Source organism: Tardiphaga sp. 839_C3_N1_4, assembly GCF_051811045.1.
Classification (GTDB): Bacteria; Pseudomonadota; Alphaproteobacteria; order Rhizobiales; family Xanthobacteraceae; genus Tardiphaga.
Genome location: NZ_JBPWQD010000001.1, coordinates 4,088,907 through 4,102,319, shown reverse-complemented (window position 1 = coordinate 4,102,319; position 13,413 = coordinate 4,088,907). Strand labels below are relative to the sequence as shown.

Annotated in this window: 12 protein-coding genes; 9 read left to right on the top strand and 3 right to left on the bottom strand. The window is 61.9% G+C overall.

All coding sequences use genetic code 11. The annotated features are described in order from the left end of the window. The first annotated feature begins 7 nt into the window (after positions 1-7). A complete protein-coding gene (locus tag AB8A38_RS19620; RefSeq protein WP_315839909.1) occupies positions 8-985 on the top strand; it encodes a LysR family transcriptional regulator in 978 nt (325 codons plus the stop codon). Between the two features lie 8 nt (positions 986-993). Here AB8A38_RS19620 and AB8A38_RS19615 read toward each other — a convergent pair whose 3' ends face one another. Further along, on the bottom strand, positions 994-2,214 hold the full coding sequence (locus AB8A38_RS19615) for a ubiquinone biosynthesis hydroxylase (protein WP_315839910.1): 1,221 nt from the start codon (positions 2,212-2,214) through the stop codon (positions 994-996). A 142-nt stretch (positions 2,215-2,356) separates the two neighbouring features. Between AB8A38_RS19615 and tesB the strand changes: the two genes are divergently transcribed. From tesB to AB8A38_RS19575, 8 genes are all read left to right on the top strand, one after another. Continuing rightward, the gene (gene tesB / locus AB8A38_RS19610) at positions 2,357-3,232 is read left to right on the top strand and encodes an acyl-CoA thioesterase II (RefSeq protein WP_315839911.1); all 876 of its coding nucleotides are present in this window, start codon (positions 2,357-2,359) and stop codon (positions 3,230-3,232) included. Positions 3,233-3,400: 168 nt separating this feature from the next. Next, the gene (locus AB8A38_RS19605; RefSeq protein ID WP_068730207.1) at positions 3,401-3,739 is read left to right on the top strand and encodes a P-II family nitrogen regulator; all 339 of its coding nucleotides are present in this window, start codon (positions 3,401-3,403) and stop codon (positions 3,737-3,739) included. A 469-nt stretch (positions 3,740-4,208) separates the two neighbouring features. Continuing rightward, positions 4,209-4,547, top strand: a complete 339-nt coding sequence (locus tag AB8A38_RS19600; protein WP_068730208.1) for a P-II family nitrogen regulator — start codon at positions 4,209-4,211, stop codon at positions 4,545-4,547. Positions 4,548-4,601: 54 nt separating this feature from the next. Then, complete coding sequence (locus AB8A38_RS19595) at positions 4,602-6,041, top strand: ammonium transporter (protein ID WP_089263149.1); 1,440 nt, start codon at positions 4,602-4,604, stop codon at positions 6,039-6,041. Between the two features lie 294 nt (positions 6,042-6,335). Then, positions 6,336-7,565 carry an aminotransferase class I/II-fold pyridoxal phosphate-dependent enzyme gene (locus tag AB8A38_RS19590; RefSeq protein ID WP_315839912.1) on the top strand — a complete coding sequence of 410 codons (1,230 nt, stop codon included), beginning with the start codon at positions 6,336-6,338 and terminating at the stop codon, positions 7,563-7,565. Between the two features lie 39 nt (positions 7,566-7,604). Next, entirely contained in the window at positions 7,605-10,091 is a 2,487-nt protein-coding gene (locus AB8A38_RS19585) for a DNA translocase FtsK (protein ID WP_439087123.1), read from the top strand. 193 nt (positions 10,092-10,284) lie between these two features. After that, a complete protein-coding gene (locus AB8A38_RS19580) occupies positions 10,285-11,139 on the top strand; it encodes an outer membrane lipoprotein carrier protein LolA (protein ID WP_439087122.1) in 855 nt (284 codons plus the stop codon). Between the two features lie 66 nt (positions 11,140-11,205). Further along, positions 11,206-12,021: an exodeoxyribonuclease III gene (locus AB8A38_RS19575; RefSeq protein ID WP_068730212.1), complete on the top strand. Its 816-nt coding sequence runs from the start codon at positions 11,206-11,208 to the stop codon at positions 12,019-12,021. Positions 12,022-12,027: 6 nt separating this feature from the next. Here the strand turns inward: AB8A38_RS19575 and AB8A38_RS19570 are convergent, their stop codons facing one another. Together AB8A38_RS19570 and AB8A38_RS19565 are read right to left on the bottom strand one after the other, a co-directional pair. Further along, complete coding sequence (locus tag AB8A38_RS19570; protein ID WP_315839916.1) at positions 12,028-12,477, bottom strand: cyclic nucleotide-binding domain-containing protein; 450 nt, start codon at positions 12,475-12,477, stop codon at positions 12,028-12,030. Between the two features lie 72 nt (positions 12,478-12,549). Beyond that, positions 12,550-13,236 (bottom strand): response regulator transcription factor, encoded by a 687-nt coding sequence (locus tag AB8A38_RS19565; RefSeq protein ID WP_068730214.1) that lies wholly within the window; start codon positions 13,234-13,236, stop codon positions 12,550-12,552. Between the last annotated feature and the right edge of the window lie 177 nt (positions 13,237-13,413).

The following is a 13,413-nucleotide window of genomic DNA, read 5'->3' as shown; positions in this document are numbered from 1 at the left end:
GGCTTGCGTGACTGCAAGCAAACCCACTGCTATCTTCGTCAACATGGATGATTGGAACGAACTTCGGCTGGCGCTCGCCATCCAACGCGTGGGCAGTCTGACAGCGGCGGCGATCACACTCGGCGTAGATCACTCCACGGCCTTCCGCCGCCTGAAAGCGTTGGAGGGCAAGGTTGGCGTGCGCCTATTCGAACGACTTCCAGGCGGCGCCTACCAGGCGACCGAGGCCGGTGCGCGGATGGCTGCCGGCGCGGAGCGCATGGAAGACGAGGCGCTGGCGCTCGATCGCGACATATCCGGTCGCGATCATCGTTTGTCGGGCCGCCTGACGGTCACGTCGTCGGAAACGCTGGCCTATAGCCGGCTGACGCCGCTTCTCGCCGCGTTCCAGCGGGCTCACCCCGGCATCGTCGTGGAGCTGGTGATCGAAAACCGTGTGCTGAGCCTGTCGCGCCGCGAAGCCGACATCGCATTGCGCCCTATCCGTCCGAAGGAAGGCGATCTTTGGGGACGCAGACTGTCGGCCATCGCGTGGGGGCTCTATGCCGCCCCTGCCTATCTCGAGGCAATTGGCGGCCCGTTATCGAATCCATCCGAGATCGATCGCCATTCCTTGATCGGCTGGGACGAAACAACATCAGGCATCGCGGCTGCCGACTGGCTGTCACGCGCCGCGCCATCGAAGGCCTTCGTCTATCGGACGAACAGTCTGGTCAACCAGCTCGTCGCAGCGAAAGCCGGCATCGGGCTCGCGCTGATGCCGTGCTATCTCGCGGATCACGACGCCGGGGTGGCGAGAGCACTGTCTGAGCCCCTCAAGGAACTCGAGGGTGAACTCTGGATCGTGACTCATGCGGATTTGAAGAATACGGCGCGCGTCAGGGCCTTCTTCGATCTCGTCGGCGAAGGATTGATCCGCGAGCGCCCGCTGTTCGAAGGCGAGAAGAATCAGAAACCTTCCACGTTGAGCGGCGTAACCGCATGACGTGCTGACTACAGCGCCTCGCCCTTCAATAGCCTTGGCACATCGCCTGACAATCCCGCCGCCTGCTTGATGAACGCGCCCTTCAGCGGCGGCAGGCGATCGACGATGCCGAGACCGATGTCGCGGATGCTGCGCACGAAGGGCAGATCGTTCGAGAACAGGACGTTCAGCACGTTGGTGGCGACACCCATCGTCATGGTGTCGAAGCGGCGCCAGCGCTGGTAGCGCTCCAGCACATCGCTCTGGCCGAAATCCATGCCGAGCCTTGCAGCATCGACGATGGTCTCTGCCAATGCCGCGACGTCCTTGAGACCCATATTGAGTCCCTGCCCCGCGATCGGATGGATCACATGTGCGGCGTCGCCGATCAGCGCTAACCGTTCGCCGATGAAGGAGCGCGCGACGAAGTAGCCGAGTGGAAATGCCCGCGGCTTATCGAGTGCTTTGACCTCGCCAAGGTGCAGGCCGAAGCGCTTCTCAAGCTCGGCATGGAATTCATCGTCCGGCAACGCAACGATGCGTGCGGCTTCCGTGCGCTTCTCGGTCCACACCAGCGACGAACGCTTGCCAGTCAAAGGCAGAATTGCAAACGGCCCGGCGGGCAGGAAGTGTTCTTCGGCACGTCCGTCATGATCGCGCTCATGACCGACGGTGACGACGATACCGGACTGGTCATAGTCCCAGCCATGGGTCGCGATGCCCGCACGCTCACGTAGCTTCGAGCGCGCGCCATCGGCGGCGACAAGAAGTGCTGCTTCAATCACGCTGCCATCACCGAGCGTGACGCTGACACCGTCGGCCCGTGAATCGAATGTCGTCACCGCAGTCGCACGCAGGTCGACGCCCGCCGCTTCGGCGCGGATCACCAGTTCGTCGATCAGCCGGCGATTTTCGACCATATGTGCGAACGGCTCGCCCGGCTCCACATGGCCGCCGAAGGTCAGGAAGGTCGGACGGGTGGCGTCTTCCAGCTTGGAATCGGTGACGACCATGTCGAGGATCGGCTGGCTTTCGGCAGCCACAGCATCCCAGACACCGAGAGCATCGAACAGCCGCCGACAGGCAGCAACGATGGCCGTGGCGCGCGGATCGCGGCTCGGCCTGGCCGCCAGCGCGGGATCGGCAACAATAATCGGCAGATCGGGGCCAAGCCCCTGCCGCAACGCCAGCGCCAATGCCAGCCCGGCAAACGCTCCGCCGCCGATGACAATGCCTCGTTGTGCCGCCATGATATCCGTTCTCGCTGTTGCCACGCGCTTATAGCTGGGCGAAACAGGATCGCGAAACAAGGGCGGCAATGGGACCAGGGCCTCCACGGCCAAGGTCTTGGTAAACCTCCCTTAATATTGCCGCTGAGCGAAAGATGCCGACATGTCCAAGAGCCTGATCGATCTGATCGATATCCTCGATCTCGAGACCATCGAGGTGAACATGTTCCGCGGTCGCAGCCCGAAAACGCGCTGGCAGCGGGTGTTCGGCGGCCAGGTGATCGGCCAGGCCATGGTGGCTTCGTGCCGCACCGTCGAAAACCGCATGCCGCATTCGCTGCATTGTTATTTCATCCTGCCCGGCGACCCGCAGATTCCGATCGTCTACGAGGTCGAGCGGCTGCGCGACGGCAAGAGCTATTCGACCCGGCGTGTCACCGCGATCCAGCATGGCCACGCGATCTTCTCGATGATGGTGTCGTTTCACGCCGAGGAGGAGGACTCGTTCAACCACCAGGATCCTATGCCGGACGTGCCACCGCCGGACAAACTCACTGCGGAAGAGCTCTCGAAACATCCGATTATCGAGAAGATGCCCGATTTCATCCGCCGTTATTACGAGTCCGACCGGCCGATCGAGCTACGTCCGGTCGAATTCCAGCGTTATGCCGGCGAGAAGATTCCGGAGGGGCGGATTAATTTCTGGATTCGTACCGCCGCGAAGCTGCCGGACGATCCGGCACTCCATATGTGCGCGCTGGCCTACGCGTCGGACTTTTCACTGCTCGATTCCATCATGGCCCGCTATGGCCGCACTTTGTTCGACGGGCAGGCAATGGCGGCCAGTCTTGACCACGCCATGTGGTTTCACCGCCCGTTCCGCGCCGACGAATGGCTGCTCTACAGCCAGGATTCGCCGAGCGCCCAGAACGGCCGTGGCCTCGCGCGCGGCCTGATCTTCAAGCCCGACGGCACGCTGGTGGCGACCGTGGCGCAGGAAGGCTCAGTACGCGAGCGACGCGAGAAGCCAGCGACGTAAGTCGCTTCGCTTCCAGTCCGGAATTACTGCTTGCCGTCCTGGCGTGCAGTTGGCCCGCCCGAAGGCAGCGCCGGCGCCCAATTTCCACGCGTCGTGCCAACAGGGATGGCATAAAGTTGCGCGATTGCGTAAGCAGTGTCGTACACCGCCCCGAAGAGGAAGCCCTGCATGAAGCTCGTGGTCGCGATCATCAAACCCTTCAAGCTCGATGAAGTGCGTCAGGCTTTGACGGCTATCGGCGTCCACGGCATGACGGTGACCGAAGTGAAAGGCTATGGCCGGCAGAAGGGCCATACCGAGATGTATCGCGGCGCCGAGTATATCGTGAATTTCCTACCCAAGCTGCGGCTCGAAATCGCTGTGGCATCCGATCTCGTAGCCAAGGCGGTCGAGGTCATCTCCACCGGAGCCCGGACCGGCCAGATCGGCGATGGCAAGATCTTCGTGACCCCGATCGACCACGCCCTGCGTATCCGCACCGGCGAGACCGACAGCGACGCGCTTTAGGCAATAAGCCAGCGCCCACTGGGCTTTCAGCCAGAGCTGCTCTCACAGTCCGCTCGAATACGCCCGAAGGGCTCTACTGCCTTGCCCGGTTGAACCATGTCAATTCTACGCGCGCCAGTTGGAAGGCCTGCAGATTAGACAATTTCGAGTTTTTTGCCTCGGATTGACGTATTTGGACACCTCTGGGCTGCCCGCCGCCTAAGCAGGAATATGTCGAGAGCCTGTCATGCTTCCCTTTTGGGCAGGATTGACTAGAGTTTGGGCGCGACGGAATAGCGCACTCTGTCTCATCACGTGAGAAACGCGAAAAGCTGGGGATTCATAAACCGTTAGAGAATTCCGCCGATCTGGCACGGCATTTGATTCTATCTGGTCTGGCTGTGCCCGCGTAGTGAACTTCTCCGCGTGGTGAACCTCAGTCGAGATCGCCCGGTCGGTTTTCGGTCGGGCCCAAGCGGGGATAGGACCCATGAAAATTGTTATGGCGATCATCAAGCCATTCAAGCTTGAGGAAGTCCGTGATGCCCTGACCGCCATTGGCGTTCATGGTTTGACGGTGACGGAAGTCAAAGGATATGGCCGGCAGAAGGGCCATACGGAAATTTATCGCGGCGCTGAATATGCGGTGAGCTTCCTGCCCAAGATCAAGATCGAGGTGGCTGTCGCTTCCGATCAGGTCGACAAGACCATCGAAGCCATCACCACGGCCGCCAAGACCGGCCAGATCGGCGACGGCAAGATCTTCGTCATCAACCTCGACCACGCGGTTCGCATCCGCACCGGCGAGGCCGATGCTGCAGCCCTCTAAGTCGAATTCCTCGGATTTCGCGCTCACCCATTCTTCAATCAGGAGTCAAACACAATGACGTTTAAGCGTCCCTCTGGCGCGGGATTGGCGGCACTCGCCGTTGGCCTGTTCGCCGCAACTGCGGCTTACGCCGATCCGACGGTCAACAAGGGCGATAACGCCTGGATGATGACCTCGACGGTGCTGGTTCTGTTGATGACAGTCCCGGGCCTCGCCCTGTTCTACGGCGGCCTCGTTCGTTCCAAGAACATGCTCTCTGTGTTGATGCAGGTCCTCTACACCGCTTGCATCGTGATGGTGATCTGGGCTCTCTACGGCTACAGCATCACGTTCACTGGCGGTTCGGCCTATATCGGTGGTTTCTCCAAGGCGTTCCTCGCCGGCGTGACGCCTGACTCGATGGCTGCTTCGTTCACCGCAGACGCCAACATCTCGGAACTCGTCTACTTCTGCTTCCAGATGACCTTTGCCGCCATTACCCCCGGCCTGATCGTCGGCGCCTTCGCAGAACGCACCAAGTTCGCCGCGATTGCACTGTTCATCCCGCTCTGGGTGACGTTGATCTACTTCCCGATCGCGCACATGGTTTGGTACTGGGCCGGTCCGGACGCCATTGTCGCAGCCGCCAAGGCTGTTGCGGCTGCGGCTCCCGATGCGAAGGCTGCGGCTCAGGCCAAGCTTGACGAAGTCATGGCCGATGCCGGCCAGGTGTTCCTGTGGGGCGCTCTCGACTTCGCCGGCGGCACCGTCGTTCACATCAACGCCGGCATTGCTGGTCTCGTGGGTTGCCTGATCATCGGCAAGCGCACCGGCTACGGCAAGGAACTGATGGCTCCGCACTCGCTGACCATGACCATGATCGGCGCGTCTCTGCTGTGGGTTGGCTGGTTCGGCTTCAACGTCGGTTCGAACCTCGAAGCCTCGGGCACTGCCGCTCTCGCGATGACCAACACCTTCCTCGCAACTGCGGTTGCGGCGATGGCCTGGATGTTCGCGGAGTGGATGACCAAGGGTCACCCGTCGCTGCTCGGTGCAGCATCGGGCGCGGTTGCCGGCCTCGTCGCCGTCACCCCGGCTTGCGGCTTCTCGGGCCCGATGGGCGCGATGGTTCTCGGTCTGGTCGCAGGCGTCGTCTGCCTGTTCTTCTGCACCGTCGTGAAGAACTCGCTTGGCTATGACGACTCGCTCGATGTGTTCGGCGTCCATTGCGTCGGCGGCATCATCGGCGCGCTCGGCACCGGCATCCTGGTCAACCCGGCCCTCGGCGGCACGGGCGTCATGGACTACGTCGCCGGCAAGATTGGCGACTACGACATGGTCACCCAGATGATCGCGCAGTGTAAGGCTGTCGCGACCACGCTGGTGTGGTCGGGCGTCGGTTCGGCGATCCTGTTCAAGGTCGTCGATGTGATCGTCGGTCTCCGCGTCAATGTTGAAGTCGAGCGCGAAGGCCTCGACGTCACCGAGCACACCGAACGCGCCTACAACATGTAAGCGTCACGAGTATCCCGGATCATCGGTCCGGGATGCTCACAAAGGGATCGGTTGGGGCACTACCCGGCAATGTCCCAACCGTCGAAGGGCTCCAGCGCAAGCTGGAGCCTTTCACTTTTTGGGCGGCCATTCTGATCTCCGCGCAGGCCTGGACGGCCGCCGAACACGTGATAGCAAGGCCGGCCCCTCGATGGTTAATCGCGTCTTAACCTCGCCGTATCTATGGTGGTTTGATCTCGTTTCGGCCGATCTCATGGGGCGATCGGCTGCCTTGAAAGTACTGGCGTTTTCCTGATGGCACTCACCGCTCCTCCTTCCGCGGCGCAAGGCGCTGGCAGCCGGACCTCGGCTGGGCCCAATGGCGAGCGTTCACCGTTTGCGCGGCTGACGGAATTGCTGGCGCCATATCAGCCCGGCCAACCGCTGATCACACTGTCATTGGGCGAGCCGCAGCACCCGGTGCCGGATTTCGTCGGACCGGTCCTCGCCAAACACACTGCCGATTTCGGCCGCTATCCGATCGCCAAGGGCATTGAGCCGTTCCGCCGCGCCGCCGCTACGTGGATGGGTACGCGCTTCAATCTCCCGCGCGCCCTCGATCCGGAAACCGAAATACTGGTGCTGAATGGCAGCCGCGAAGGCCTGTTCTTCGCCGCGATCACGGCCGCGCGCTTTGTCGGCCCGCGCAAAGGCACGCCGGCGATCCTGCTGCCAAATCCGTTCTATCCAGCCTACGGCGCCGGTGCGCGTGCCGCGGGTTGCGAACCGATCTTCATGCCGACCACGGTGGCCAACGGCTTCCTTCCCGATCTCGACGCACTCGATGAGGCCACGCTGGCGCGCACGGTGGCGATGTACGTCGCATCGCCGGCAAACCCGCAAGGCGCCGTCGCGACGCCCGCTTACTTCAAGAAGCTGCACGACCTCGCGTTGCGCTACGGTTTCATCGTGCTGTCCGACGAATGCTATTCGGAAATCTACACACAGGCCGCGCCCGGCAGCATGCTGGCATCAGCCGGACCCGACTATGCCAATGTCGTTGCGTTCCAGTCGCTGTCTAAGCGTTCGAATCTGCCAGGCATGCGCGTCGGCTTCGTCGCGGGCGACAAGAAGTTCCTGAGCGCGTTTCACGAATTGCGCAACGTCGCCGCGCCGCAGGTGCCGGTACCGCTGCAGCAGGTCGCGGTTGCCGCCTATAGCGACGAAGCGCATGTGGAAGAGAATCGTAGGCTCTACCGCTTGAAGTTCGATCTTGCGGATCAGATCCTCGGCAATCGCTACGGCTACAAGCGACCGGCCGGCGGCTTCTGTCTGTGGCTCGATGTCTCCGCATATGGCGGTGACGAAGAGGCAACCGTGAGACTGTATCGCGATGGCGGCGTGCGCGTGGTGCCCGGAAGTTATCTGGCGCGCCCGCAGGCCGACGGCAGCAATCCCGGCGCCGGCTATATTCGTTTGGCCATGGTGCAGGACAGTGAAACGACAGCCGAGGCTTTGCATCGGCTGGTGAAAATTTTGAATTGAAGATCCCTGGATTAATGCAGGGCGCATGAGCACTCCGGTATGAGCACCACGATCGAACGCGTCATTCCTCTCGTCGGCCATCTGCCCGCGTCAATTCGCGAGATGCTGGGACGACGGCTGCGTGAACTGGCAGGCTTTGGCCTGGTCTGCGCCGCAGGTGTCGCGGCGGCAGCGATGATGACGTGGTCCGTACAGGACCCGAGCCTGAGCCATGCCACCTCGCGTGCGATCCGCAATGTCGCCGGTTATCCCGGCGCGATCGGCGCCGATCTGTTGATGCAGATCCTCGGCCTCGGCGCGATCATGATGATTCTCACCATCGCCGTCTGGGGCTGGCGGATGATGACGCATCGGCATTTCGATCGCGAAGCACTGCGTATCGGTTGCTGGGTCCTTTGCACCATCATCGCATCAGGCTTTGCCAGCTGCTGGCAGCATGGCGGGTCGTGGCCCCTGCCGACCGGCGTCGGTGGCGTGGTCGGCGACGCGCTGTTTCGCGCGCCCGCGGTCGTATTTGGCCCCGTCGGCTTCATCTATCGATTCGTACTCGGCTTTATTCTCTGCGCGGCGATGATCGTGACCTTCTTCATCGCCTGCGGTTATGGCGCGCAGGCGAAGGAAGAGTTTGCCGAGATCGACATCGAGGAAGACGACGAGCCGTTCGAGGAAGACGAAACCCGCGATCGCAGCTCGATCTCGGTTTCGCTGGGCTGGGCTGCGCATGCCGTGATGAGCGCGAAGGCGCGTCTCGGCCGTTTCCTCTCGCTGGTCTATGGCAAGATGGTTGCAAGCGAGCCCAAGGCGCGCGCGGCATCCTTCGAACGTCAGGAACCGAACCTCGGCGCTCGTCGCAATAGCCCGTCAATTGCGCCGCATGACGAAGACGTGGGCGATCACGACGAAGACGAAGAGCACGACTACGAAGAAGAAGAAGAGGAAGAGGAGCCCGCCCCGAAGGCGCGCAAGAAATCCTCGGCCAAGGAGCCGGTGCGCAAATCCAACGGCAAGTTCGAATTGCCCTCCGTCGGCATGCTCACCGCGCCGAAGGCCGCCGATCGCAAGCCGCTCAGCAAGGCCGAGCTCGAAGCCAATTCGCGCGCGCTGGAAGGCGTGTTGCAGGACTTCGGCGTGCGCGGCGAGATCGTCAAAGCCAATCCCGGCCCCGTCGTCACGCTGTACGAACTCGAACCCGCACCGGGTATCAAATCGTCGCGCGTGATCGGCCTTGCCGACGATATCGCGCGTTCCATGAGCGCGCTGTCCGCCCGTGTCGCCGTCGTTCCCGGTCGCAACGCCATCGGCATCGAGCTGCCGAACGCCCATCGCGAAAACGTCTACTTGCGCGAACTGCTGACCGTGCAGGACACCAATGACGGCAGCATCAAGCTGCCGCTCTGCCTCGGCAAGAATATCGGCGGCGAGTCGATCATCATCGATCTTGCGCGCACGCCGCATATGCTGATCGCCGGTACTACCGGTTCGGGCAAATCAGTCGCGATCAACACCATGATTCTCAGCCTGGTCTACCGGCTGCGGCCGGATCAGTGCCGCCTGATCATGGTCGACCCGAAGATGCTCGAACTGTCGGTCTATGACGGCATCCCGCATCTGTTGACGCCGGTCGTGACCGACCCGAAGAAGGCCGTCGTCGCCCTGAAATGGGCCGTGCGCGAGATGGAAGAGCGCTACAAGCGCATGGCCAAGCTCGGCGTGCGTAACATCGACGGCTATAATGCGCGCCTCGTGGAAGCCAAGGCCAAGGGCGAGGAGCTCTCGCGCACCGTTCACACCGGCTTCGACAAGGAGACCGGCAAGGCGATCTACGAGGAAGAGAAACTCGATCTCGCGCCGCTGCCCTATATCGTCATCATTGTCGACGAAATGGCCGACCTGATGATGGTTGCCGGCAAGGACATCGAAGGCCTGGTGCAGCGCCTCGCGCAGATGGCACGCGCCGCCGGTCTGCACGTCGTCCTCGCGACGCAGCGACCGTCGGTGGACGTCATCACCGGCACGATCAAGGCGAACTTCCCGACGCGCATCTCCTTCCAGGTCACCTCGAAGATCGACAGCCGCACCATCCTGGGCGAGATGGGCGCAGAGCAACTGCTCGGCCGCGGCGACATGCTCTATATGGCTGGCGGCGGCCGCATCTCGCGCGTACACGGTCCTTTCGTGTCGGACGAGGAAGTCGAGAAGGTGGTGCGCCACCTGAAGACGCAGGGCGAGCCGGAATATCTCGAGGCGGTCACCGCCGAAGAACCGGAAGAAGGCGAGGACGGCGCGGTATTCGATTCGACCGGCATGGGCGCCGATGGAGGTGGTGGCGATCTGTTCCAGCAAGCCGTTGCCATCGTGAAGCGCGACCGGAAGGCGTCGACCAGCTACATCCAGCGCCGGCTGCAGATCGGTTACAATCGCGCAGCGTCGCTGATCGAGCGCATGGAAAATGAAGGCATCGTCGGTCAGCCAAACCATGCCGGTAAACGCGAAATTCTGATCGAAGAAGAAGAAAGCGGGTTCTGAGAGTTTGACCCTGTCGATGGACAATCCCGCTTTCGAGTCGCGAAATCGCCACAGCTCCGGGTTAGCGCCTGCGCTGGTGGCGTCAGCCGCGACGGGGGCGCAAGAGACCGCCGGCCGGACCGCAAAACCGGTACCCATTCTGACGCAAAGCGCGGTAAAATGCGCCGAACCCGCCGAGCAGGACGACGCCTTGATGAGACGCCCGACCCATCACGCCGCAGACCGGTCTTTCCTGCGCATCGGCGCAGCCGGCCTCGTCGCGACGTTTGTCGCCGCCATTGTGGCGCCTTCGGCCTATGCCCAGTCAATCCCATTGCCGCGACCTGCACCGCAGGCGCGCAGCAATGGCAGTTTCCAGATGTCGGCCTCCGAGCCCCAGGCCGTTCGTCCGCCAGTAGCAATCGCACCCAAGACATCGACGACGACATCCACGCCGCCGAATCCAATCATTCCGGATCCGCGCCGCAACGTTCCCGCCAGCATTTTCATGAGCTTCGACGCCAATCAGAAGGCGCAGGCGAGCAAAGTCAGCAGCTATCTGTCATCGCTCAGCAATCTGAGCGGTAACTTTGTTCAGGTGGGCCCGGACGGCAGCCGCACCACCGGTGATTTCTTCATCCAGAAGCCCGGCAAGGTCCGTTTCGAATATGATGCGCCGACGACCATCGCCATGGTGTCCGACGGCCAGTCGCTCGCCGTCCGCGATTCCAAGCTGGCAACCCAGGACATCTACCCGCTGTCGCAGACACCGTTGCGCTATCTGCTGTCCGATCGCATCGATCTGATGAAGGACACCAATGTGGTCGCCGTCACCGCTGACGACCTCTATACGTCGGTGACCATCGAGGAAAAGAACGCGCTGGTCGGCACCTCGCGCCTGATGCTGATGGTCGGCACCAAGGATGGCCAGCTCAAGCAGTGGACCGTCACCGACCCGCAGGGCTATGACACTACGGTCGCGATCTACAATCTCGATACCGCGAAAAAGCCCGACCCGGGGCTGTTCAAGATCGACTTCACCAAGTATCCCACCAGCGGCGCGAATTAGTTTTCGCTGCAGGTGATGCCCTCATGATGAGCAGGCGCGCTTGCGCCGTCTCACCATCGGATTTCCATGCGTTTTTCCCTGACCACCTGGAATATCAATTCGGTGCGATTGCGCATCGACCTTGTCGCCAAGTTTCTCGAAGAGATGCAGCCGGATGTGCTGTGTCTGCAGGAAACCAAGTGCCCGGACGATGCCTTTCCGCTCAAGCGCTTCAAACAGCTCGGCTATGACCATGTCGTATTGAACGGGCAGAAGGGCTATCACGGCGTCGCCATCGTCTCGAAACTTCCATTCGAGAGCAGCGACATCCGCGTGTTCTGCAACAATCTGGACTCGCGCCACATCTCGGTATCGTTCGGCGAAAAGGCCGGCATGGCCGTGCCGCTGATCGTGCATGATTTCTATGTGCCTGCCGGCGGCGACGTTCCGGATCCGGACGTGAACGCGAAGTTCGCGCACAAGCTCTCGTTCCTCGACGAGATGAAGACCTGCGAGCCGCTGCATCCGCGCGGCGATGCGCGTCACATCCTGGTCGGCGATCTCAACGTGGCACCGCATGAGAATGACGTGTGGTCGCACAAGCAGATGCTGAAGATCGTGTCGCATACGCCGATCGAGTGCGAAAAGCTGCTCGCCGTGCAGAGCGAAGGCAACTGGATCGACGTCGCGCGCGAACGCATTCCACTGTCGGAAAAGATCTACACGTGGTGGAGCTACCGCGCTGCCGACTGGGCGGCGTCGAATCGCGGCCGCCGCCTCGATCACATCTGGGTGTCGTCCGCGCTGAAAGATTCGATCCGCGACTTCACCGTCACGTCAGATGCACGCGGCTGGGAGCGGCCATCGGACCACGTACCGGTCACGACGGTGCTGGAGCTTTGATAACAGTTACTGGCTGAGCTTGGCGCCGATCAGCGTCACGTCGCTGGCGAGCTGGCTGACGCGGGTCGCCATGTCGTCACGCAGACGGCGCGCGGCTGCAGGATCGCTGTCGAGCACGCGCTGAAACAGGCTGCGTGTGATCCGGATCGTACTGGAATATTCCGTGGCGACCGCCGTCGAGGGCCGCTGCATCGCCACCAGTAGTGCAAGTTCGCCCATCAGTGTGCCAGGGCCTGCGATCACTTCATGATCGCTGCCGTTGTCGAGACTGATGCGGAATGCGCCGGTCTGGACGACGTAGCCGCAATCGGCATCGTCGCCCTGCCGGAACAGCACGGAGCCCCGCGCAAATTCCTGCTGCTCGGAGCCGATCGCGATCACGCGCAAAGCGGCGATACCCAACAGGCGCAATGTCGGGACGCGCTCAAGCAGGGCTACATCATCATCGATCGACATGTAGAACCGTGTGATCGGGACGCGCGAAGGAGGGCACCGAACAGCTAATGGCGAATCGGCTTCCCAATCGTATCACGGCACCAACTTGTAGCCACCGGCTTCCGTCACCAAGATTTCAGGATTGGCGGCGTCCTTCTCGATCTTCTGACGCAGCCGATAGATATGCGTTTCCAGCGTGTGTGTGGTGACGCCGGAATTGTAGCCCCAGACTTCCTGCAGCAACGTCTCGCGCGACACCGGCAGCTGCCCGGCGCGGTACAGGAAGCGCAGGATCGCCGTTTCCTTCTCGGTCAGGCGGACCTTCTTGGCATTGGCGCCGGTGAGCATCTTGGAGCCAGGCCGGAAACTATAGGGACCGACGGTGAAAACAGCGTCTTCGCTGGCTTCGTGCTGACGGAGCTGCGCGCGAATGCGCGCCAGCAGCACGGCGAAGCGGAACGGCTTGGCGACATAATCATTGGCGCCGGACTCCAGACCGAGAATGGTGTCGGAATCGGTGTCGTGTCCCGTCAGCATGATAATCGGCGCCTTGAAGCCACCCTTGCGCAGGCTGCGCACGACTTCGCGACCGTCCGTATCGGGCAGGCCGACATCCATCAGCACCAGATCGGGGGAATTGGCCTTGGCTGCAGTAGCGCCCTTGGCGCCGGTGTCGACAGCGGAGGCCTCGAACTCTTCGTGCAGCGACAGCTGCTCGACCAGCGCCTCGCGCAAATCAGTATCGTCATCCACGATCAGGATCTTGCGGGCATTGGGCATTGCGACAATCCTTTGAACGGCTGCGGCGGAGCGTTGTTCGCCGCGCTGAAACAGTGGGCCAGAAATCGTGACAGGCTTCGCCGTTAACGCATATTCTAGCGCAAAATCAGCGACATTCCCGGCGAATGTACTGCTGCAGCGCGAAATAGAACATTTGCGGTAAATAGCAAGGTGGAG